The sequence below is a fragment of the Actinacidiphila sp. bgisy144 genome (genome assembly GCF_057708105.1).
On the sequence record NZ_JBYIRM010000026.1, the window covers coordinates 1 to 20,752 of the forward strand.

The window sequence follows — 20,752 nt, forward strand, 5'->3', positions numbered from 1 at the left end:
CGGACTGGCGGTGTCAGCCTGTGGAGCGCAGGTAAGACCGGTACGCGTACCGGCCCAGCGCGGTGAAGCAGGAACCCACCGAGACGGTCAGTCGACCGTGGTAGGAATCCCCGGGCTTTAGCCCGGGGAGCGGAAGTCAATGGCAGCAGCGGCGCCTGCGCTCGTGGGAGCAGCGCACGTACATGGACCGGTACGGGGCGTCGCTGGTGTGGGCCGCGTACGACCTCCAGACCCGGCTGTACAACATCCTGCACGGTCACGTGCTCGACCGCGAAACGTCGCGCGGGTCCGGCTTCCTGACGTCCTTCCTGACGCGTGGCACCGACCGCGAGGCGGAGTTCGTGCGGCGCAGCACCGTGTTCGTGCTCGCGGAGTACCTGGGCTGGGTGGAGATCCTGCGCCGGGACGTGCAGTTCCTCGACCTGGGCACCAGCCGGCTCAACTCGCAGGTGACGCTGCACATCTCCCGGATCGGGTCGAGCCTGTCGAAGATCGACGCGGCGAGCAGCGAACTGCGGTTGTTCCGCGCCCAGCAGCGGGCGATCGGCGAGCTGATGATCCACCCCGACGGCGAGCCGGGCCGTAGGCGCTGCCTGGGCTACGCCGAGTTCTGCGCGAAGCTGGACCAGGACGCCGCCTTCGCCGGCTGGTTCGCCGTGCTGCTGGCCGATGTGGACCGCCTCGCGGCGGACACCGCGCCCGCCGTGGCCCGACTCCAGGTCGTCCAGCAGCAGTTGGTCGAGCTGATCGACCTGCTCGACCCGAAGCGGATACGGCTGCCGCAGTTCCGGCTGACCTTCGACCGGGCCACCCACCGCATCCGGTGAGGCCGCGCGGTCAGTCGACCTCGCTCATCCGCGCCGCCTCGGCCACCGGCGCCTGCGTGGGCGTGAGGCGCCCTGCTCGGCGCCCCGGCGCGCGCTCGACGGCCACGGCGGACAGGCACAGCAGGGCCGCGAGCACGGAGAAGACCGGGAAGATCGCGGTGGCGCTCCAGACGGTCGCGCCGATGCCGACGAGAAGCGTGGGCGTGATGAGCGCACCGTACGCGAGCAGGTAGAACATGGACATGACGGCCCCGCGCCGTTCGGCGGGGATGCGTGCGGTCAGGTGGCGCAGGGAGCCGCCGAAGGCGAGCCCGTAGGCGCCGCCCTGGAGTGCGACCGTGGCGATGATGACGACGGCGTTGCCGGTCGCGAAGCCGCCCACCCCGGCCAGCATGAGCACGGCGAGCGCCGTGTCGCCGACGAGGGCGACGGTGCGGGCCGGGTGGCGGGCGCTGATGACCTGGGTGAGCGCCGCGGCGAGGGTCACGGCCGCGATGACGACACCGCCGAAGAACGATCCGTGGACGTGCGCGGCGTCGGCGGCGATCGACGGCTCCAGCGAGAAGCAGACCCCGAGCACGGCCCAGGCGGCGCTGGCGCCGATCACGGCGAAGACGAAGCGCCCGCGGATCTCCCGGGGCACCTGCGGACGGGGGATTCCCAGTGGCGCGGCACCGGCCGAGGGGTGCGGTTCGCGCATCGCCAGGAGGAGGACGAGCAGGACGAGGGCGATGGCCGCGTCGGCGAGGTAGGGCAGGACCAGGGGGTGAAAGCCGGTCTGGGCCAGGCCCGCGGTGCCGAGCGCGGCGACGGCGATGCCGACGTTGAACGCGATGGCGGTGAGGGTCCCGCTGCGGGCGGCCCGCTCGGGGTCCACGTCCAGCAGCGCGGCCCCGCCGACGACGACGATCGTGCCGATCCCCAGGCCGTTGAGCATCCGCGCCACGACGAGGTATCCGGGCCCCGCGGCACCGACGAAGACGGCGAGCCCGGCGAGCAGCAGCAGGACGGCGGCGACGAGGACGGGCCGGCGGCCGTACCGGTCGGACAGGGGCCCGGAGACGAGGATCGCGACGACCGCCACGGCCCCGTACGCGGCGAAGATGACGGTGGTCAGGAAGGGCGGGTAGTGCCACTTGTCGGCGTACAGGGAGTAGAGCGGCGAGGGGATGGCGGAGGTCGCCTGCCCGAGCATGGGCAGGGCGAGGAGGGCCGCGTAGCGCCATGGCTGGGCGCGGCGGCCCGGGGAGAGTGCCTTCACGAGGACTCCAGGAAAGTATGATGTGGGTCGTACTTCGGGGATGCTAGGGAGAAGTACGATGAACGTCAAACTTGGAGCCGTCTGATGCCGTCCTGGGAGATCCCGCCCGACCAGTTGCCGCCCGTCGCCCCCGTCCAGAAACTCCTGCGCGCCCTCGCGGACCCGGTGCGCCTGGAGATGGTCCGCCGCCTGGCGACGCACCCCGCGGCCGAAGCCCCCTGCTCGGACCTCTACGACGGCCTGAACAAGTCCACCGCCACCCACCACTTCAAGGTCCTGGTCGAGGCGGGCGTCCTCCACCCGGTCATGGTCGGCCCGTCCCGCGGGCACCGGCTGCGCCGCTCCACCCTCCAGGAAGCGGCACCGGGCCTGCTGGACGCGCTGATGACCGCCATCGCGCGCGAGGGCTGACGCTCTCGGGACCCGGCGGTACGGCGGGTGCCGGCTGCTTCCCGGCGGCCGCCCGCAGCCTCGGGTGCGGCGGCCCCGCGCGGTCAGTCGGCGGCGGGGCAGCCGAGGCGGGTCAGGGCCGCCTCGGCCTCGGCGAGGTCGGCGGGGGCCGCGAGCGCGCGGGCGCGCAGCAGGCGGGCGCGGGCCGCGCCGACGGGCCGGTCGGCCGACGCGTAGCCGCGGGCGGCGCGGTCGGCGAGGCCCGCCGCCGCGGCCGGGTCGTCCTGGCGCAGCCGGACCCGGGCCAGCGCGAGGAGCGCGTCGGCGGCGCGGACGACGAACCCGTGCTCCTCGGCGAAGGCGGCGGCCGCCGACGCGTGCACGGAAGCGTCCTGGAGCCGCCCGGCGGCGGCCGCGACCTCCGACAGCCCGGTCCTGGCCCCGGCCTCCACATACGGCAGGCCGTTCTCCCGGGCGACGGACAGCGCCTGGCGGTAGAAGGGCTCGGCGCCCGACGGCTCGCCGGCGGCGAACCGCACCCGCACCGCGCCCGCGGTGAGCAGGGACTCCGCCTGGACCAGCGGGTCCTGCGTGGTGCCCGCGACCCGCAGCGCGGCCTCGGCCGCCTCCCACGCCGGCTCCCGCGCCCCGCGGTCGCAGTGGATCGCCGCGAGGTGGGAGTGGCAGTCGGCCTGCCACGTCGTGTCGTGCGACGCGCGGACGGCCGGCAGCGCCATGTCCGCGTACCGCAGCGCCTCGTCCAGGCGGCCCAACGCGTGTGTCGTACCGACCAGGTTGACCATCGCGCGGGCCCGCTCCTGCGGCCCGTCGGCCAACTCCAGGCTCTTCAGCAGGTGTTCGTGCGCCTCCCGGGTGCGGCCGATCGGCAAGCACACCGCGGCGAGGTTCAGGTGCGCGCCGAACTCGCTGTGCGCCCGCCCGAGTTCGCGGTTGAGCACCAGCACCTCCCGCAGGCACTCCGCGCTCTCGGCGAGCCGCCCGGCCCGCCACAGGGTCCCGGCGAGGTTGTTGAGCGCGGTCGCCGCGAGGTCCGGCCGCCCGGCCTCCCGTGCCAGCGCCCCCGCCCGCCGGTAGAGCGGCACCGCCTCGGCGGGCCGGCTGGTGTGCATGTGCATGTCGGCCGCGCTGAGAGCGGCCACCGCGCGGGCGCCCGCGTCGCCGTGCGCGGCCGACGCGGTGAGCGCCGCATCGGCGACGGCCTGCCACTCCGCGACCCGCACGCTGCGCCAGAAGTACCCGCGCAGCCGGTCCGCGAGCAGCCACGCGAAGGCGTACGGCCCCTGGCGCGCGCTGTGTTCGACCGCGGCGACCAGCGCGCCGCGCCGCTCGTCGAGCCAGCCGCGCGCGCCGACCACGTCCCCGTCGTACGCGGGCAGCGGCGCCGCGGGGGTGCCGGCCGGCGCGCACAGGCTGTTCCAGCGCGGCGCGAGGACGCGGACGGTGGCGTCCACCGCGTGGTGGTACCAGGTGAGCAGCCGCTCCAGGGCCGCCGCGCGCTCCTCGGCCGGGTCCTCGGCGGTGGTGCGCTCGGCGGCGTACTCCCGCAGCAGGTCGTGCGCGCGGTAGCGGCCCGGGCCGTCCTCCTCCAGCAGGTGCAGCCCGGCGAGCCCGGTCAGGCAGGCGCGGGTCTCGGCGGCGGGGCGCCCGGCGAGCGCGGCGGCCGCCGCGACGTCCACGGTGCCGCCGGGCACCAGGCCCAGCAGCCGGAACAACCGGGCGGCGGCCGGGTCGAGTTGGTCGTAGGACCAGGACAGCACCGTGCGTACGTCGCTGAGCGGGTCGTCCGCGACGGCCAGCGCGTCCAGGCTGCCGCCCGGCCCGGTGCCGCCCGCCGCCGCGGCCTGCTCGAACTGGGCGGCGAACCCGGCGAGCGTCGCCCCGGGCTGCCGGGAGACCTGCTCCGCGACGATCCGCAGCGGCAGCGGCAGCCGCCCGCACACCCGGGCCAGCCGGGCCGCCGCCTCCGGCTCCGCGGCCGTACGGTCGCCGCCCACGGCGGTGGCCAGCACCGCCGCCGCCTCGCTGTCGGTCAACTCGCCCAGCGGCACCGAGCGGGCGCCGTCGCGGATGACCAGCCCGCTGAGCCGGTTGCGGCTGGTGACGACCGCGCAGCAGCCGGCCCCCGGCAGCAGCGGCCGCACCTGCTGCACGCTGTGCGCGTTGTCCAGGACGACCAGCGCGCGCCGCCCGGCCAGCGACGTCCGCCACAGGGCGCGCCGTTCGTCGGCGTCGGCGGGCATCCGGTCGGGGTCGACGCCGAGTTGGGCCAGCAGCAGGCCGAGCGCGTGGTGCGCGCCGACCGGGGTGTCCGGGCCGAAGCCGTGCAGGTCCACGTAGAGCCGGCCGCCCGGGAAGTGCCGCCCGGCGGTGTGCGCCCAGTGCACGGTGAGCGTGGTCTTGCCCGCGCCGCCGATGCCGTGCACGACGGCGACGGCGGCGCGCCCGCTGCCGTCGCCCACGGCGGCCGGAAGCGCGTCGAGCAGGGCGAGTTCGGCCGTGCGGCCCACGAAGCCGTCGGTGCGGGCCGGCAGGAGCGAGGGCGGCGCGGGGGCAGGAGCGGTGGCGGGGCCGGACTCCGGCGCCTGCGGCGGGAGTCGGGTGGGCGAGCCGGTCGGCGCGATCCCCCGGGCGGACCGGGGTCCGGTGTCCTGGCGGAGCAACCGCTCATGGGCGGCGCGCAGTTCGGCCGACGGCAGCGTGCCGAGCTGGTCGTCCAGCAGCCGCCGCACCGCCTCGTACGTCTCCAGCGCCTCCGCGAGGCGGCCCGCGGCATCCAGGGCGGTGAGCAGCCGCAGCCACAGGGACTCCCGCAACGGGTGGCGGGAAGTCAACTGCTGCAAGTCGGCGAGGAGTTCGGCCGACGGCTCGCGGTCCAGCCGCAGTTCCAGGTCGGCGCGGCGCTCCACCGCGCCGAGGTACTGCTCGACCAGTGCGGCGGCGTACGCGTCCTCGACGTGCGGGGAGCCGACGTCCGCGAGCGGGGCGCCGCGCCACAGCGCGAGCGCGTCGCACACCAGCCGGTGCGCCGCCGGGACGTCCGCGGCGGGCGAGGCAGGCGAGGCCGCGCCGGGTGCGGGGAGGCCGGGGCACGCGGCCCGGGACGCGTCGAGCAGCCGCTCGAACCGCAGCGCGTCCACCCGGTCCGGCGGCACGTCCAGCCGGTAGCCCGCGGGCGCGGTCCGCACCGACTCCTCACCGAGCAGCGTCCGCAGCCGGTTGACCAGCGTGTACAGGCTGGAGGCCACATGCCGGGGCGGCTGCTGCGCCCAGACGCACTCCACGAGTTCGCCCTTCGCCACGGTACGGCCGGCCCGCAGCGCGAGCGCGGCGAGCAGTGCGCGCTGGCGCATGCTGGGCAGTTCCACCGGGTGGCCGTCCAGGCGCAGCAGGAAAGGGCCGAGTACGGCGATGTCCAACGTGGCCATGGATCTCCTGCCGTACCCCGGTGCGTAGCGCCATGCGGGGCGGACCGGAGCCACGGCGGGGCGGTGGACGCCCGCATGGGACGACCACCTTACGCGGAGCGGGCGCCCGGGCGGGCGCGGTCGGGCGGAGGGCACACGTGGTCGGGCCGAGGGCACGCGGCGAGCCCCCTCCTCCGTCCATGGCGGCGGAGAAGGGGGCGAGGGTCCGGCAGACCCGCCCGCATCGTCACCTGCGGGCGGAACGGGGTGATCGGCCGGGCCCGGCTCGTGCGCGGACCAGGTGCGGCCTCGGGCGCGTACGAGGGGCGCGGCCCGTCAGCAGCCCGGCGGGTTCGGCGACAGCGAGTCGATCAGGATGTTGTCCGGCCAGTACGACCAGCCGTTGACGCCGGTGGCGCGGTCCAGGATGTGGTACCAGTCGCCGGGGGCCTCGCAGTAGATGTACACCGCCTGGCCCTGCTGGCCCTGGCCGAGGATGGTGTAGGCGGTGCTGGGCCCGGAGCGGATGTTGACGCCGCCGGCGGTGAAGAACCCCGTGGTCGTGGTCATCGGCGCCGCCTGCGTCGCGGGCGCCGCGGTGGCGGCGGCCCGCGTCCCGGCGCTCTGCGGGGCGGCCTGCGCGGTGGCGGCGGACAGGCCGCCGAGCGCCAGGACCGCCGTCGCGACGGCCGCCACCGCTGTGGCGCGGCTGCGGAACCGGGTGGTGTGCCGGGTCATCGTTCTCCCTCAGCTTGACGCGGATTCGGACGCCCGGCGGCCCAGGACGACGCGGCAGCCATGACCGCACGACTGCCGTCCCCCGTCCGTCCTGCTCACCGCCGGGCATGCGACCACTCAAGCGGCACGTTCTCTCAGCAGCCTCTCAGGAACCTCTCAGCTCAGCCGTCAGCGCGGCCACCGCCTCCTGCTGCCGGCGGTGCAGCGCGTCCACTGCCCGGCGCAGCCCGCGCAGCCGCCCGTACATAAGGCACCTGGCCTGCCAGGGGTGCCACAGCGCCTGGAGCAGGAGCTGGGCGGTGGCCCGCCGGTACTCCTCGCACGCCGTCACCAGGACGTCGAGCGACTCGCCCAGCACGCCGCCGGCCCGCAGGTCCGCCAGCCGGATCGCCTCGCACTGGAGGGCGCGCTCCTCCGCGCCGCCCGCGAAGTCCAGCACCCGGCGCGGCACTCCGGCCGACAGCGCCGCCACCACGAGCCCGGAGAAGGCGGCGCGCAGCGCGCGCTCCGCGTCGGCGCCGTCCTCCAGCACGGCCATGACCCCCAACTCCAGGGACGCCGTGCGCCGTTGGGTGCCGATTCCGCGGCCGACCCGCCCGGTGGGGCGCGGCACCACATCGCTCACCGCGTCCCGTACCGCGGTGATCTGGTGGAACTGCCGCATGACGTCCGCGCGCAGCCGGCGCCGCTCGTGCACGCGGGACACGTACGTGGTGACCGCCGCCCCCACCACACCGCCTGCCGCCGTGTAGGCCAATCCGGCCAACCCGGCTACTCCGCCCACCCGTTGCCCCCTACTGACGCAGCGTCATGTTCGTGCTGTCGCCGAAGTGGACGGCGGCGGTCGGACGATACTCCGGGCCGCCGGGTGCCGCGGGATCAGACGGTGATGACGCGGCGCCCCCGGGTGTGGCCCGCCTGGCTGTCGACGTGTGCGGCGGCCGCCTCGTCGAGCGGGTACGACCGCGCGACGGGGATGTGCAGCCGGCCGCGCGCGATGAGGTCGGCCGCCTCGGCGAGGGCGTCCGGCACGCTCCCGGCCACCCCGGAGAAGCGGACGCCGTACCGCGGGGCGGTGAGGTCGGCGATGGTGAGCACCGCGCCCGGGTCGCCGGTCAGTTCGACGAGTTCGCGGACCACGCCGGCGCCCGCCAGGTCGAGGGCCGCGTCGACGGGGCGGCCGAGCCGCCGGACCCGCTCGGCCCAGCCGTCGCCGTACGTGATGGCCTCGGCGCCCAGCTCGCGCAGGTAGTCCTGGTTCGCGGCCCCCGCGGTGCCGACCACCGCGATGCCGCGCTCGCGGGCGATCTGGAGGACCGCCGAGCCGACGCCGCCGGCCGCGCCGCTGACCAGCAGCGTCTGCCCGGGCTGTATCCCCACCTCGCGCAGGACGCGCAGCGCGGTCTCCACGACCGACGGGTATCCGGCCGCCTCCTCGAAACTCAGGCCCGCGGGCATCCGCGCCCACGCGGACAGCACCGCGAACTCGGCGTAGGTGTCGGTCCCTTCGCCGAACACGTGGTCGCCGACGGCGACGCCCGTCACGCCCGGGCCGACCTCGTCCACCACCCCGGCGGCGTCCAGCCCGACCCCGGCGGGCAGTTCGACCGGGTGCGCGGACAGCTTCTGGCCCTCGCGTATCCGCCAGTCGACGGGGTTCACGCCCGCCGCCCGCACGGCGACGCGCACCTGCCCCGGGCCCGCGTGGGGCTCCTCGGCGTCGATCAGGCGCAGCACTTCGGGACCGCCGAACTCGGCGTAGCTCACTTTCCTCATGCCGCCGACGGTAGCACTAACGGTTAGGTTTTCGAAACGGTTATTGTTTTGGATCTGCTAGGGTGATCATCATGACCACGCCGCCCGGGCGCCGCGAGCGCAAGAAGGCCGCGACCCGCCAGAAGATCGCGGACACCGCGATGCGGCTCTTCCTGGAGCGGGGATACGACGCGGTGGGCATCCGCGACGTGGCCGCCGAGGCCGATGTCGCCGTGACCACGCTCTTCTCCCACTTCGCCGCCAAAGAGGCGCTGGTCTTCGAGCAGGACACGCAGTTCGAGCAGAGCCTCCTGCGGGCGGTCGGCGAACGGGCCCCGGACGAACCGCTCGTCCCGGCGCTGCGCCGCGAGATCCAGGCGCTGGTGCGGCACTGCACGGCCGACGCCGCCGCCCCGACCTGGCGGATGATCGACTCCTCGCCCGCCCTGCGGGAGTACGAGGAGTCGATGCGGCTGCGGCACGCGGAGTCGCTGGCGGCGGCCATGGCCGCCGACCCCGCCCTGGCCCGGACCCCCACGGCCTGCCGGGCGATCGCCAGGTTCGTGATCGACGCGTACGCGGTGGCGCGTGAGGCGCCCGACCCGCAGGCCGCGGTGGACGAGGTCTTCGTGATGGTCGAGGCGGCCTGGCAGGCGTCCGCCCGCACCTGACCGCGCCGCGGGGTCAGCGCAGCGGCAGGCTCTCGACGGTGAAGTCGGGGCTGGTCTGCGGATCACCGTAGAGGTACGTGTCCATCTGGGAGTTGGTCACCAGCAGCCGTCCGCGGCTGACCGCCACGCCGGTGACGGTGTCGGCCCCGGGGTAGGTGCGGGTGGCGACGACGTCGGCCCGGTCGGCGCCCGCGGACAGCCGCAGGGTGTCCACCTCGTTGTCGACGGAGCGCGCGACGTACAGCGTGTTCCCCCGCCGGACGATCCCGTCGGCGCTGGGCAGCGCGGGCGCGGCGATCCGGTGCACCTCGCCGGTGGCGAGGGTGAGCCGGTAGAGCGCGCCGCTGTACCAGTAGCCGATGATCAGCGACCTGCCGTCGGGGCTGGTGACGATGCCGTTGCCGTTGGACTGCCCGGCCACGTAGTCCGGCAGGCGGTAGGCGACCTGGAGCGTGCGCTGGGCGCCGGTGGCGGGGGCGTGCACCTCGGCGGCCGGCACCCGGTAGACCACCGCGCGCAGGGAGTCCGTGAGGTAGACGTCGCCGTTCGGTGCCACGGCCTCGTCGTTGACCAGCGTCTTCTCGCCGGTGTCCGGGACGCGGTAGGAGGAGACGAGCTGCCCGGCGTCGGTGTAGACGAAGAAGCGGCCGGTGAACGCGCCGGCGACCAGCAGGCGGTCGTCCGCGGTCTTGATCCCGGTGGCCTGGGTGCGGCCGTCCTGCCCCGCGGGCAGGAAGGGTTCGAGCCTCTTCGCGCCGGGGCTGCCGCGGTAGACGGTGCCGTCGGCGATGCTGCCGGTGTAGACGTGGTGGCGGTCGGCGGCGATGCTCTCGGGGAACGCGTCGCTGCCGTCGACCGTGATCGGGTAGGTGGCGGAGGCGTCACCGGGCCGGTGGGCGGGCGTCGCGGCGGCGGGGAACGCGGTGGTGACCAGCGCGGCCGAGGCCGCGGCGAGGGCGCCGAGGGTGAGGGCGCCGCGCCGCCAAGTGGCGGGTGCGACGGTGCGGTTGAGCGTGCGGTGGGACATGGCATGGGACCTTTCCCCGGCCGTCGCGGCCGGGAGGAAGTGGATACGTCCGGGCGGCCGCACCGAAAGGCGCCGTCCGGGGGAGGGGACCGGCGGGACCCGCGGCCGGGCAGGCGCCGCCGGGTGGGTGCCGTCGGGCGGGTGGTGCTTACGGGCCCGGGTCCGGCGGGGCGGCGCCCGGCGGCGGGTCAGGCCAGTGCGGCGGCGACCGCCTCGGCGGGAGTGGTGGTCGGGCGGCCGATCAGGCGGCGCAAATCGCCGGAGTCGGTGAACAACTTGCCGCGGCCCGCGGCCAGATCGGCGTCCACCAGGACCTCCGCCAGTTCGGCGGGCACCCCGGTCTCGACCAGCACCTTCGCGAACACCTCGGGCGCCAGGTCGCGGTAGGCGATCGGCTCCCCGGTGGCGGCGGCGACCACCGCGGCCAGCTCGTCGAGGGTGAACGTCTCGTCGCCGCCCAGTTCGTAGACCTGCCCGGCGTGGCCGTCGGTGCTCAGCGCGACCGCGGCGGCGTCGGCGTAGTCGGCCCGGGTGGCGGCGCTGATCCGGCCCCGCCCGGCCGCCCCGACCAGCGCCCCGGCGGCGCGCACCTGCGGGAGCTGGACGGTGTAGTTCTCCAGGTACCAGCCGTTGCGCAGCAGCACCGTCGGGACGCGCTCGCGCAGGTACTGCTCGGTGGCGTGGTGGGTGGCCGCCAGGATCGTGCCGGAGGTGTCCGCGCGCAGCATGCTCGTGTACGCCACCAGTGACGCGCCCGCCGCCACCGCCGCGTCGACGGCCCGGCGGTGGTTGGCGACGCGCTCGGACGGGGTCGTGGTCGAGACCAGCAGCAGCTTGTCCACGCCCTCGAAGGCCGCGGGCAGGCTCGCCGGGTCGGCGAAGTCGGCCCGGCGCACGGTCACGCCGCGATCGGCGAGGTCCGCGATCCGGCGGGGGTCGCGGCTGGTCGCCACGATGTCGGCGGCTGCCACCCCGCGGGCCAGCAGCGCTTCCACGGTGAGCCGCCCCAGCTGTCCTGAGGCCGCGGTGACCACGGTCGTCATAGGTCTTCAACTCCTCTCCGACGCGGGCTTTCCGCGCCGAGAAACCCAGGATGACCTGGTCGCTCTCCTTCAGTAAGGAGCCACTTCCGGGTAAGGTGGCCACCTCTGCGAAAGGAACGAGGTGAGGCGCGTGGTGCGCGTAGGCGAGGTGATCGAGCCCACACCGTCCTGGGACCCGTACACGCGGGGCTGCCCGTCGCGTGACCTGCTCGACCAGATCGGCAGCAAGTGGGCGGTGCTCGTGCTCGGCGAGCTGGCCCGGCACGGGGCCTGCCGCTTCACGCGGCTGCGGCAGGCGCTCGCCGGGGTGAGCGAGAAGATGCTCACGCAGACGCTGCGGACGCTGGAGCGGGACGGGCTGGTGCGGCGGACGGTGTACCCGGAGGTGCCGATCCGGGTGGAGTACGAACTGACCGGGCTCGGGCAGACGCTGCGGGAGCCGCTCAAGGCGCTGACGGAGTGGTCGGTGCGGCACGTCGAGGAGGTGCTCGCGGCGCGCGAGGAGTACGACGGGCGCGACGGCGGGCGGTAGCCGTACCCGCCGCCGGTGGTGCCCGGCGGCGGACCGCCTTCCGGGGGGCGTGCCGGCTGCGCCCGCGTGTCGGGGGCCCGGGGGCGGTGGGTGCGGCGGGAGGCTGGGCGCCCGGAGCCGTCAAGCCGTAAAGCGTGAGCCGTACGCGGTGAGCCGTGAGCCGTAGAGCCGTGGGCCGTACGCGGTGAGCCGTACCGAGGCCGCACCCAGAGAGGGCGAGAATGTCCGAAGTCACCACTCCGTTCGCGACCGGCACCCCGTGCTGGATCGATCTGATGGCACAGGACCAGCAGGCCGCGCTGGACTTCTACCGCGACCTGCTCGGCTGGCAGGGCGAGGTCGGCGGGGAGCAGTTCGGCGGGTACGCGGTCTGCGAGCTGAAGGGCCGGCCGGTCGCCGGGATCGGCCGGGCGATGGCGGCCGAGGGCCAGCCGGTGCCGCCGACCGTGTGGACCGCCTACCTGGCCACGACCGACGCGCAGGCCACCCAGGACGCGATCGTCGGCGCGGGCGGCACTCTCATCGCGCCGGTGATGGACGTCGGCGGCCTCGGGCGGATGCTGATCGCCGCCGACCCGCAGGGCGTCGTCTTCGGCGTGTGGCAGCCCGGCGACTTCTCCGGCGTCGGCATCGCCAACGAGCCCGGCGCGCTGATCTGGAACGACCTGCACACCACCGACGTGCCGGGCGCCACCGCCTTCTACGGCGAGGTGTTCGGCATGGAGATCAAGCCGATGGAGGGCGCGGACGGCTACTGGGAGCTGCGCGCCGGCGACCGGACCGTCGGCGGCGCCACCCAGCTGGACAACGACCCGCCCGGTACCCCCGCGCACTGGCTGTCGTACTTCGCGGTGGACGACGTGGACTCCACCGTGGACGCCCTGGTGCGGGGCGGCGGCAGCGTCCTGCTCCCGCCGTTCGACATGGTCGCGGGCCGGATGTCCGTGGTGGCCGACCCGCAGGGCGCCGCGTTCGCGATGATCAAGCCGAAGCCGATGTAGTACCGCCGTACCGCCGTAGTACCGCCGCACCGCACCGCGGTTTCCCCCAGGCGCCGCCGCTCCGAACTCCGGGAGCGGCGGCGCCTGTTGCGTGGCCGTTCACCGCCGGGAACACCCCCGTTGAACAGCAGAAAGTAAAGTAAGGCTATCCTAATTCGCGTGAGAGTTGGGGAAGGGACATCCAGGCCGGCGGCAGCGCCGCCACGGCGGGGGCACGAGCTCGCTGCCGAGGGCGTGACCGTGGCGTACGACGGCGTCGACGTCGTCCACGACGTCGCGATCACCCTGCGGCCGGCCGAGGTCGCCGCGCTCGTCGGGCCGAACGGCAGCGGGAAGTCGACGCTGCTGCGCACCCTCGCGCGCCTCCAGCAGCCGCGCACCGGGTCGTTGACGCTCGACGGCGGCACCGAGGACGCGGCGGACTGCATCGCGCTGTCCGCGCGGGAGTTCGCCCGCAGGATCGCGCTGCTGACCCAGAGCCGGCCCACGCCGAGCGGCCTGACGGTGCGCGACGTCGTGGAGTTCGGCCGCTACCCCTACCGCGGCCGGTGGGGGCGGGCCGACCCCGGCGGCACCGAGGCGGTGGCGCGGGCGCTGGCCCTGACCGGGCTGGAGCAGCTGTCCGGCCGCGGCGTGGACCACCTGTCCGGCGGGCAGCTCCAGCGGGTCTGGCTCGCCGGCTGCCTCGCCCAGGAGACCGGAGTCCTGCTGCTCGACGAGCCGACCACCTACCTCGACCTGCGCTACCAGGTCGAACTCCTCGACCTGATCCGCGACCTCGCCGACGACCACGGCATCGCCGTCGGCGTGGTCCTGCACGACCTCGACCAGGCGGCGGCCGTCGCCGACCGGGTCGCCCTGCTCCACGACGGGCGCATCGTGGCCGACGGCACCCCCGAGGAGGTGCTGACGCCGGACCGCCTCACCGAGGTCTACGGCATCCGGATCACCGTGGACACCGACCCCGCGACCGGCCGGCCGCGCACCCGCGCGATCGGCCGCCACCACGCACGAAGCGAAAGGCACCACACCCCGTCATGAGACGTCTTCCCGCCGCCGCGACCGTATCCGCCGCCGTCGCCGCCGCCCTGGTGCTGGCCGGCTGCGGCACCACCGAGAAGTCCGACGACTCCGCGAAGTCCTCGTCGACCGCCGGGAGTTCGACGGCCGCCGCCGGCCCGGTCACGCTCACCGACGCCTCCGGCACCACCGTCCACCTCGACCACCCGGCCACCCGTGTCGTCGCCACCGAGTGGGACGTCGTCGAGGACCTGGTCGCGCTCGGCGTCGCCCCGGCCGGCGTCGCCGACGTCAAGGGCTACACCACCTGGGACAAGGCCGCCCCGCTGACCGGCTCGCCCAAGGACATCGGCACCCGCGGCGAACCCAGCACCGACACCATCGCCGCCCTCACCCCCGACCTCGTGGTGGCCACCACCGACCTGTCGGCGTCCGTGATCAAGCAGCTGCGCAAGGTCTCCACCGTCCTGGTGGTCAAGCCCGCCGACGCCGCCGACCAGATCGGCACGATGACCAAGGGCCTGGACCTGATCGCCAAGGCCACCGGCACCACCGCCAAGGCCACCGAGGTGAAGAACGCCTTCACCGCCAAGGTCGCCGACGGCGCCGCGAAGCTGAAGGCCGCCGGCCTGGCCGGCAAGAAGGTCGCCTTCGCCGACAGCTACGTGGTCTCCAACCAGGTCACCGTCCGCGGCTACACCAGCGGTTCCCTCATCGGCGCCGTCAACGAGGAGTTGGGCCTGAAGAACGCCTGGACCCTCAAGGGCGACAAGGCGTACGGCCTGGCCAGCACCGACGTCGAAGGGCTCACGGGCCTGGGCGACGTCCAGTTCGTGTACGAGCAGAACGACTCCGACGGCGACCCGTTCGCGACCAACCTCGCCAAGAACGCGGTGTGGAAGTCGCTGGCGTTCGTGAAGGCCGGGCAGGTCCACCGGCTGCCCGACGGCATGTGGATGTTCGGCGGCCCGGAGTCGATGGAGGCGTACATCGACGGCCTCGTCGCCGCCCTCACGAAGTAGCGCCGTGGCCGTCACCGAGACAACCGCCACCGCCCCCGCCGCCGGTGCGGCCGCCGCCAGGTCCGGCCTGCCGGCGGCCGCGGCCGCGGCGGGGCTGCTGCTGGTGGTCGCCGCCCTCGCGGTCGTGGACATCACCCAGGGCACCGCCGCCGTCGGCGCCCACGAGGTGTGGAAGGCGCTCACCGGCCAGGCCGACCAGACCGACTCCTCCGTGGTGATCGCCTCGCGGCTGCCGCGGATGGTCGCCGGCGTGCTCGTCGGCGTCGCCCTCGGCAGCGCGGGCGCCGCACTCCAGGCGGTCAGCCGCAATGTGCTGGCCGCCCCCGACACCCTTGCGGTGAACGCCGGTTCCTACCTCGCACTCGGCGTGCTCACCGTCACCGGCGCGTCGATGCCGCTCCTCGCGTCCTCCGGCGTCGCCTTCGTCGGGGGCCTGGCCGCCGCGGCGGTCGTCCTCGGGCTGTCCGGCCTCGGCGCCGGCACCGTACGGCTGGTGCTGGCCGGCAGCGCCCTCGCGCTCGGGTTCGGCGCCGTCACCGACGCGCTGCTGCTGCTCTTCCCGCAGCGCACCAACGGCCTCTACCAGTGGAGCCAGGGCAGCATCAGCCAGAACGGGTTCGGCGGCGTCGACCAGATGGCGCCGGTCGTCGCCGCCGGGCTGCTCGGCCTGCTGCTGGTCGCCCGCCGGATCGACGCGCTCGCCCTCGGCGACGACGCGGCCCGCGGCGTCGGCATCCCGGTCCGCGGCACCCGCATCACCGTCGTGGTGCTCGCCGCGCTGCTGTCGGCCGCCGCCGTGACCCTCGCCGGACCGATCGGCTTCGTCGGGCTGTGCGCGCCCGCGCTGGCCCGGCCGCTCGCCCGCCGGCTGCGCGCCCTCGTCCGGGCCCGGGCCGCCGTGCCCTTCGCCGGGCTGGTCGGTGCCGCGCTCGTCCTCGGCGCCGACGTGCTGCTGCGCGCCATGGTCTCCAAGCAGGTCGCCCCCTCCGTGCCGACCGGCGTCGTCACCAGCATCCTCGGCGCGGTCTTCCTCATCGCGATGGCGATGCGGGCCCGCGAGTCCGGCGGCGCCGCCGAGACCGACCGGATGCGCATCCCCGGCCGGGCCGGCTTCGCGCTGTGCGTGGCGGTGCTCGCCGCCGTCCTGGTCGGCGTGGTCGTCGCGGGCGTGCTGCTCGGCGACACCAAGCTGCTGATGGGCGACGTCACCAACTGGGCGCTGGGGCGCGCCGGCCGCGGTGTCACCTTCGTCCTGGACACCCGGGTGCCGCGGGTGCTCGCCGCGCTCCTGGCCGGCGCCGCGCTCGCGCTGTCCGGCACCCTCGTCCAGGCCGTCACCCGCAACCCGCTCGCCGAACCCGGCATCCTCGGGGTCTCCGGGGGCGGCGGGCTCGGCGCGGTGCTGCTGGTGACCTCGGTGCCGGCGGCCGGTGCGTGGAGCATCGCCGGGGCCGCGTTCGGCGGGGCCGCGCTCGCCGCGCTCGTCGTCTTCGGGCTCGCCGCGCGCGGCGGGTTCCGGCAGAACCGGCTGGTCCTGGTCGGCGTCGGGGTGTCCGCGGCCACCACCGCGCTGATCAGCCTCGTCATCGTGCTCACCGACCCCTTCAACGCCACCAAGGCGCTGACCTGGCTGTCCGGTTCGACCTACGGGCGCACTGCCCCCGACCTGCTGCCGGTGGCGGTCGTGCTCGCCGCGGGCACCTGCTACGCCGTCGTACGCCGCCGCGCGCTCGACCTCGTCGCGCTCGACGAGGACACCCCGCACCTCCTCGGACTGCGGCTGGCCCCCACCCGGTTCGGCTTCCTCGCGGTCGCGGTCCTGCTCAGCGCGACCGCCACCGCGGCGGCCGGCACGATCGGCTTCGTCGGCCTCGTCGCCCCGCACGCCGCCCGCGCGCTCGTCGGCCGCCGCCACGTCCGCGTCCTGCCGGTCGCGATGCTCCTCGGCGGCGCCCTGGTCTGCGCCGCCGACCTGCTCGGCCGCACCGTCATCGCCCCCGCGCAGCTCGGCGCGGGCCTCATGACAGCGGTCGTGGGCACGCCGTACTTCATCCGCCTGCTCTTCCGCACCCGTAAGTAGCCCGCCGGGGGAGCCGCCGCACCCGGGTCCGGTGCCCGGGTGCCGTACGGCGGTTCCGTGCGCCGACGGAGCCCGGGCCGCGCCGCTCGGCCGCGTACCTCGTACGGTTCCTGCTGTGACCTCTACGACGGACGTCTCCTTCCGCCGCGCCACCCGCGCCGACCTCCCCGCCATCGTGGCCCTGCTCGCCGACGACGTCCTCGGCAGCACCCGCGAGTCACCCGGCGACCTGTCCCCGTACGAAGCCGCGTTCGCCGAGATCGACCGCGACCCCCAGCACCTCCTGCTCGTCGCGGACCGGGCGGGCGAGGTCGTCGGCACCGCCCAGCTCACCTTCCTGCCCGGCCTGTCCCACCAGGGCGTGACCCGCGCCCAGATCGAGGCCGTCCGCATCGGCAGCGCCGCCCGGGGCGCCGGCCTCGGCAGCGCGCTGATCGGCTGGTGCGTGCAGCAGGCGCGTGAACGCGGCTGCTCGGTCGTGCAGTTGACGTCCAACGCCGGCCGCGAGGACGCCCACCGCTTCTACGAACGGCTCGGCTTCCACCCCAGCCACGTCGGCTTCAAACTCCCCCTCGACGGCCCGCCCGCCGGGGCATGACGAGCACGCGGGAGCTCTTCCTCCGGCCGTTCCCCCGGTCCGCTCCCTTGACATCGCGGCGGCTTCTTGGCCTTTTCGCCCCTGGTCCATAGTCGGCGCCGTGGACTGTGACGTAGACGTAGTAGTGGCCGGAGGCGGCCCGGTCGGACTGATGCTGGCGTGCGAGCTGCGGCTCGGGGGCGCGCGGGTGACCGTCCTGGAGCGCCTGCCCGACGTGGACCCGACGATCAAGGGCGGGGCGATCACCACGCCCTGCGCCGAGGCGCTCTACCGCCGGGGCATGCTGCCCGCGCTGGCCGAGGTGCAGCGGCGGACGGTGGACCGGTTCCGGGCCTTCATCCGCGCACAGGACGGCGGGAGCGGGGACGGAGCCGCGGGCGGAGACGGGGGCCAAGGGCTCGGGATCGTCGGGCACTTCGCCGGAATCATGCTGCGCGCCGACCTCGTCGACCGTACGGAGCCGGACCTCGGCGACGCCGGACCCGCCGCTGAGATCGCCTTCGTCGCGCAGCAGGACATCGAGCGGCTGCTCGGCCGCCGGGCGGACGTCCTCGGCGTCGACGTGCGCCGGGGAGTGGAGGTGACCGGCTTCGACCCGGACGGCGGCGCCGTCACGGTGCGGACCAGCCGCGGGGCGATACGTGCCGGCTGGCTCGTGGGCTGCGACGGCGGCCGCAGCACGGTCCGCAAGCACGCGGGGTTCGCGTTTCCCGGTACCGACCCGGAGACCACCTGCCACCAGGCGGTCGTGGGGATGACCGGCGCCGAGGAGCTGAAGGTCGGCTGGACCGCCACGGACACCGGCGTGTACGCGTACGGGCCGATGCCGGGCCGCATCGTCACCGTCGAGTTCGGCGGCCCGCCGGCCGACCGGGACGCACCGGTCACCAGCGCGGACCTCCAGGCGCGGCTGCGCCGGGTCTCCGGCGGGGCGCGACTGGCCCATAACATCGATGTTATATATCATCGACGTTATGGGGGATGAGTGGTACACGCTCGAGATCGAGCCCGAGGTGCGCCTCTGGCTGGCGAACATCCCTGCCCACCACTACGTCGTCACCGAGCAGAAGGTCGACCGGCTGTCGGAGAACCCCACGACGCTCGGCGAGCCGTACACTCGTCATCTCGGCGGCAAGCTCCGTGAGCTGCGCTTCGACCTCGACGGCAACGCCCAGCGCCTCACCTACTGGCTCGCGCCGGGCCGCCGCATCGTGCTCCTGACGGTGTTCCGCAAGACCAGGATGCGCGAGGCGGCGGAGGTGGTGCGAGCCCGGTCCGCTCAGGCCGTCTGCGAGGCAGGCCATGAACCGGCTGCCGAGCACGCCGTCTACAGCCGCGACATCAAGGAGGAACCGCGATGAACCACGCTGAGTGGAAGACCCGCCGCCGCCGTGAGCTGCTGGGCGAGGCCACCGAGGAGAACGCCGAGTACGACCGGCTGTACGAAGAGGCCGAACTCGCGCACGATCTCGGGCAGATGGTCTACGACCGGCGGATCGCGCTGGGCCTGTCCCAGGCCGAACTCGCCGACCGCTGCCGCATGAAGCAGCCGCAGATCTCCCGCATCGAGGGCGGCGGCACCGTGCCCACGATTCCCCTCCTGCGGCGCCTGGCCCGGGCGCTCGACGCGGATCTGACGATCAACCTCACCCCGCACGGCAGTGCCGCCTGAAGCGCGGGGCGCGTCGGTGCGGGTTGGTTGTCACGGGATAGCCTCGGGCTGTGACGGACGCTTTCGTCGGTGACGACGTTCACCACCTGGCGTGCGGGATCTGCCCCTCCCGCCGTTTTCCGGTCGGGGAGTTCGACGTGTACGAACGGCCCACCCGGGACTGCCCGTTCGACCCGGCGGACGGGAACCGGTACACCGCGGAACGGGTGCCGGTGTGCGTCCATCCGGAGAAGGTCGGGCTCCCGGCGGGCCGGTACAAGAGCGACGGCACCGCCCCGGCCGTTCAACTCGTCCTGCCCGCCGACGAGGCCGCGCTCGTCCCCTACCTCCACGACGTGCTGTACGGCGCGGCGCCCGTCCTGCTGGAGGACTTGATCAAGCAGGCCCGAGCGGAGATCTCCCGGCACTTCCCGGGCCTGGACGTCACCACGACCCTGCGCCGCGCCCTCAGCTGACCGCTCGGGGTGGTACGGGCGCGGATGAAGGGGCGGGCCGCAGGGCCCGCCCCTTCGGGTTCGGCTTCGGGTCAGTGCTTGCGTGCGGGCCGCGGGCGGAGCCGGCCGCGGCGCTTCGCCATCAGCAGGAAGAAGACGGTGGGGACCAGGCAGACCAGGACCGCGAAGACGCTGGCCTCGGGGCCGAAGCTTCCGCCGGTGAGGGTGTGGGGGCCGGTCACGGTCGCGTGGAGGAGGCCGCCGGTGCGGGTGTCGGAGCCGGAGACGGTGGTGCCGAAGACGCCCTGCTCGGCCAGGTTCCAGCCGAGGTGGATGCCGATGGGCAGCCACAGGGAGCGGGTGGCGGCGTAGACGGCGCCGAACATCAGGCCGGCCTCGACGGCGATGGCCAGGGCGCCGGTGAGGGTCGCGTGCTGGTTGACCAGGTGGAGGCCGCCGAAGGCGAGGCCGGAGACGACGAGCGCTCCCCAGGTGCCGGTCTTCTCCTCCAGGACCCGGAACAGGGCGCCGCGGAAGGCGAGTTCCTCGGTCACCGCCACACAGCTCATCAGGCCCAACGTGGTCAGCGCGCCACCGAACGAGCCCCAGCCGTGGACGTGGTAGCCGCCGGTCATCGCCACCAGCGCGATGGTGACGGCGAACAGGCCGAGCCCGACCAGGAACCCCCGGCGCAGCTCCGGCCGCGCCCTGGCCGGCGCCAGTTCCTCCAGCCGGGTGCGGCCCTCCAGGTAGCGCACCAGCCAGAGGTAGGCGGCCAGCGCGAGACCGCCGGTGGCCACCCCTCCGATCAGGGCGGTCAGCGGGGTGGCGTCGGCGACCTTGTTGATCCCGCCGGCGATCGCGTCCACGCCCAGCATCGCCACGAAGAGCACCGCCAGCCGCACCCAGGTCGACCTCGCCCAGCGGGCCGGGCGGCGGGCGCCGTCCCGCACGGTGGAGGGGGAGGCGGCCGCAGCGGTCGACGCGGTCCCTTGGGGTCCGTGGTCGTCGAGGCGGATCGATGACGGGTGGATGTCGGCCGGCATGGCTGCCTCCTCAGGGGCCGCTCCTGGTGAGCGGTCTGCGCTGTCGATGACGGAAAACTACGGGCGGCGGCACCCTCGGATCGTCACCGCCGGGTGGGCAGTCGGCGCCCCCGCGGGTCCCCCGAGCGAGCTACCGGATGTCCTCCTCCGAGGGACCCCGGCCCCGGCCACCGGGCGCTACGTTCGCCGTGTAAGACTGTCCGGCCCAGT

Annotated in this window: 21 protein-coding genes; 13 read left to right on the plus strand and 8 right to left on the minus strand. The window is 74.8% G+C overall.

The annotated features are described in order from the left end of the window. The first annotated feature begins 182 nt into the window (after positions 1 to 182). Positions 183 to 827, plus strand: coding sequence for a hypothetical protein (locus AC3EVP_RS26310; protein WP_435133813.1), 645 nt, complete (start codon positions 183 to 185; stop codon positions 825 to 827). A gap of 10 nt (positions 828 to 837) precedes the next feature. Here AC3EVP_RS26310 and AC3EVP_RS26315 read toward each other — a convergent pair whose 3' ends face one another. Next, the gene (locus AC3EVP_RS26315; protein ID WP_435133816.1) at positions 838 to 2,088 is read right to left on the minus strand and encodes an MFS transporter; all 1,251 of its coding nucleotides are present in this window, start codon (positions 2,086 to 2,088) and stop codon (positions 838 to 840) included. Between the two features lie 84 nt (positions 2,089 to 2,172). Between AC3EVP_RS26315 and AC3EVP_RS26320 the strand changes: the two genes are divergently transcribed. Beyond that, positions 2,173 to 2,499, plus strand: a complete 327-nt coding sequence (locus tag AC3EVP_RS26320; RefSeq protein WP_435133819.1) for an ArsR/SmtB family transcription factor — start codon at positions 2,173 to 2,175, stop codon at positions 2,497 to 2,499. Between the two features lie 83 nt (positions 2,500 to 2,582). Here the strand turns inward: AC3EVP_RS26320 and AC3EVP_RS26325 are convergent, their stop codons facing one another. The 4 genes from AC3EVP_RS26325 to AC3EVP_RS26340 all read right to left on the minus strand — a co-directional run bounded on the left by AC3EVP_RS26325 (position 2,583) and on the right by AC3EVP_RS26340 (position 8,417). After that, a complete protein-coding gene (locus AC3EVP_RS26325; protein WP_435133822.1) occupies positions 2,583 to 5,924 on the minus strand; it encodes an AfsR/SARP family transcriptional regulator in 3,342 nt (1,113 codons plus the stop codon). A gap of 315 nt (positions 5,925 to 6,239) precedes the next feature. Continuing rightward, entirely contained in the window at positions 6,240 to 6,641 is a 402-nt protein-coding gene (locus AC3EVP_RS26330) for an SH3 domain-containing protein (RefSeq protein ID WP_435133825.1), read from the minus strand. A gap of 145 nt (positions 6,642 to 6,786) precedes the next feature. After that, positions 6,787 to 7,407 (minus strand): hypothetical protein, encoded by a 621-nt coding sequence (locus AC3EVP_RS26335; protein WP_435133828.1) that lies wholly within the window; start codon positions 7,405 to 7,407, stop codon positions 6,787 to 6,789. Positions 7,408 to 7,520: 113 nt separating this feature from the next. Further along, positions 7,521 to 8,417: an NADP-dependent oxidoreductase gene (locus tag AC3EVP_RS26340; protein ID WP_435133830.1), complete on the minus strand. Its 897-nt coding sequence runs from the start codon at positions 8,415 to 8,417 to the stop codon at positions 7,521 to 7,523. 71 nt (positions 8,418 to 8,488) lie between these two features. Between AC3EVP_RS26340 and AC3EVP_RS26345 the strand changes: the two genes are divergently transcribed. Beyond that, entirely contained in the window at positions 8,489 to 9,067 is a 579-nt protein-coding gene (locus AC3EVP_RS26345; RefSeq protein WP_435133833.1) for a TetR/AcrR family transcriptional regulator, read from the plus strand. A 13-nt stretch (positions 9,068 to 9,080) separates the two neighbouring features. Here the strand turns inward: AC3EVP_RS26345 and AC3EVP_RS26350 are convergent, their stop codons facing one another. Both AC3EVP_RS26350 and AC3EVP_RS26355 read right to left on the minus strand, forming a co-directional pair. Then, positions 9,081 to 10,094, minus strand: a complete 1,014-nt coding sequence (locus tag AC3EVP_RS26350; RefSeq protein ID WP_435133836.1) for an SMP-30/gluconolactonase/LRE family protein — start codon at positions 10,092 to 10,094, stop codon at positions 9,081 to 9,083. A 188-nt stretch (positions 10,095 to 10,282) separates the two neighbouring features. Further along, a complete protein-coding gene (locus AC3EVP_RS26355) occupies positions 10,283 to 11,137 on the minus strand; it encodes an NmrA family NAD(P)-binding protein (RefSeq protein ID WP_435133839.1) in 855 nt (284 codons plus the stop codon). A gap of 130 nt (positions 11,138 to 11,267) precedes the next feature. Between AC3EVP_RS26355 and AC3EVP_RS26360 the strand changes: the two genes are divergently transcribed. The 10 genes from AC3EVP_RS26360 to AC3EVP_RS26405 all read left to right on the plus strand — a co-directional run bounded on the left by AC3EVP_RS26360 (position 11,268) and on the right by AC3EVP_RS26405 (position 19,517). Next, a complete protein-coding gene (locus tag AC3EVP_RS26360; protein WP_435133842.1) occupies positions 11,268 to 11,669 on the plus strand; it encodes a winged helix-turn-helix transcriptional regulator in 402 nt (133 codons plus the stop codon). A gap of 221 nt (positions 11,670 to 11,890) precedes the next feature. Next, positions 11,891 to 12,670, plus strand: coding sequence for a VOC family protein (locus AC3EVP_RS26365; RefSeq protein WP_435133845.1), 780 nt, complete (start codon positions 11,891 to 11,893; stop codon positions 12,668 to 12,670). A gap of 159 nt (positions 12,671 to 12,829) precedes the next feature. Continuing rightward, a complete protein-coding gene (locus AC3EVP_RS26370; protein WP_335977047.1) occupies positions 12,830 to 13,711 on the plus strand; it encodes an ABC transporter ATP-binding protein in 882 nt (293 codons plus the stop codon). Then, on the plus strand, positions 13,708 to 14,712 hold the full coding sequence (locus tag AC3EVP_RS26375) for an iron-siderophore ABC transporter substrate-binding protein (RefSeq protein ID WP_435133847.1): 1,005 nt from the start codon (positions 13,708 to 13,710) through the stop codon (positions 14,710 to 14,712). The genes AC3EVP_RS26370 and AC3EVP_RS26375 overlap by 4 nt, the downstream gene beginning before the upstream one ends. A gap of 4 nt (positions 14,713 to 14,716) precedes the next feature. Beyond that, entirely contained in the window at positions 14,717 to 16,792 is a 2,076-nt protein-coding gene (locus tag AC3EVP_RS26380; RefSeq protein WP_335977041.1) for an iron ABC transporter permease, read from the plus strand. Positions 16,793 to 16,907: 115 nt separating this feature from the next. Next, positions 16,908 to 17,390: a GNAT family N-acetyltransferase gene (locus tag AC3EVP_RS26385; protein WP_435133851.1), complete on the plus strand. Its 483-nt coding sequence runs from the start codon at positions 16,908 to 16,910 to the stop codon at positions 17,388 to 17,390. Between the two features lie 100 nt (positions 17,391 to 17,490). After that, positions 17,491 to 18,375 (plus strand): FAD-dependent monooxygenase, encoded by an 885-nt coding sequence (locus AC3EVP_RS26390; RefSeq protein WP_435133854.1) that lies wholly within the window; start codon positions 17,491 to 17,493, stop codon positions 18,373 to 18,375. After that, entirely contained in the window at positions 18,365 to 18,751 is a 387-nt protein-coding gene (locus AC3EVP_RS26395; RefSeq protein ID WP_435133857.1) for a type II toxin-antitoxin system RelE/ParE family toxin, read from the plus strand. Before AC3EVP_RS26390 ends, AC3EVP_RS26395 begins: the two co-directional genes overlap by 11 nt. Beyond that, the gene (locus tag AC3EVP_RS26400; protein WP_335977033.1) at positions 18,748 to 19,062 is read left to right on the plus strand and encodes a helix-turn-helix domain-containing protein; all 315 of its coding nucleotides are present in this window, start codon (positions 18,748 to 18,750) and stop codon (positions 19,060 to 19,062) included. Before AC3EVP_RS26395 ends, AC3EVP_RS26400 begins: the two co-directional genes overlap by 4 nt. 50 nt (positions 19,063 to 19,112) lie before the next feature. Further along, positions 19,113 to 19,517, plus strand: coding sequence for a hypothetical protein (locus AC3EVP_RS26405; RefSeq protein WP_435133860.1), 405 nt, complete (start codon positions 19,113 to 19,115; stop codon positions 19,515 to 19,517). Between the two features lie 71 nt (positions 19,518 to 19,588). Here AC3EVP_RS26405 and AC3EVP_RS26410 read toward each other — a convergent pair whose 3' ends face one another. Beyond that, entirely contained in the window at positions 19,589 to 20,542 is a 954-nt protein-coding gene (locus AC3EVP_RS26410; RefSeq protein ID WP_435133863.1) for a CPBP family intramembrane glutamic endopeptidase, read from the minus strand. Positions 20,543 to 20,752 lie beyond the last annotated feature (210 nt).

What these genes read in the sequence shown, in the direction of transcription:
- AC3EVP_RS26325 (WP_435133822.1), bottom strand. Translation starts at nt 5,924, where the DNA reads ATGGCCACGTTGGACATCGCCGTACTCGGCCCTTTCCTGCTGCGCCTG.
- AC3EVP_RS26365 (WP_435133845.1), top strand. Translation starts at nt 11,891, where the DNA reads ATGTCCGAAGTCACCACTCCGTTCGCGACCGGCACCCCGTGCTGGATC.
- AC3EVP_RS26375 (WP_435133847.1), top strand. Translation starts at nt 13,708, where the DNA reads ATGAGACGTCTTCCCGCCGCCGCGACCGTATCCGCCGCCGTCGCCGCC.
- AC3EVP_RS26395 (WP_435133857.1), top strand. Translation starts at nt 18,365, where the DNA reads ATGGGGGATGAGTGGTACACGCTCGAGATCGAGCCCGAGGTGCGCCTC.
- AC3EVP_RS26400 (WP_335977033.1), top strand. Translation starts at nt 18,748, where the DNA reads ATGAACCACGCTGAGTGGAAGACCCGCCGCCGCCGTGAGCTGCTGGGC.
- AC3EVP_RS26355 (WP_435133839.1), bottom strand. Translation starts at nt 11,137, where the DNA reads ATGACGACCGTGGTCACCGCGGCCTCAGGACAGCTGGGGCGGCTCACC.
- AC3EVP_RS26330 (WP_435133825.1), bottom strand. Translation starts at nt 6,641, where the DNA reads ATGACCCGGCACACCACCCGGTTCCGCAGCCGCGCCACAGCGGTGGCG.
- AC3EVP_RS26320 (WP_435133819.1), top strand. Translation starts at nt 2,173, where the DNA reads ATGCCGTCCTGGGAGATCCCGCCCGACCAGTTGCCGCCCGTCGCCCCC.
- AC3EVP_RS26310 (WP_435133813.1), top strand. Translation starts at nt 183, where the DNA reads ATGGACCGGTACGGGGCGTCGCTGGTGTGGGCCGCGTACGACCTCCAG.
- AC3EVP_RS26410 (WP_435133863.1), bottom strand. Translation starts at nt 20,542, where the DNA reads ATGCCGGCCGACATCCACCCGTCATCGATCCGCCTCGACGACCACGGA.
- AC3EVP_RS26350 (WP_435133836.1), bottom strand. Translation starts at nt 10,094, where the DNA reads ATGTCCCACCGCACGCTCAACCGCACCGTCGCACCCGCCACTTGGCGG.
- AC3EVP_RS26340 (WP_435133830.1), bottom strand. Translation starts at nt 8,417, where the DNA reads ATGAGGAAAGTGAGCTACGCCGAGTTCGGCGGTCCCGAAGTGCTGCGC.
- AC3EVP_RS26345 (WP_435133833.1), top strand. Translation starts at nt 8,489, where the DNA reads ATGACCACGCCGCCCGGGCGCCGCGAGCGCAAGAAGGCCGCGACCCGC.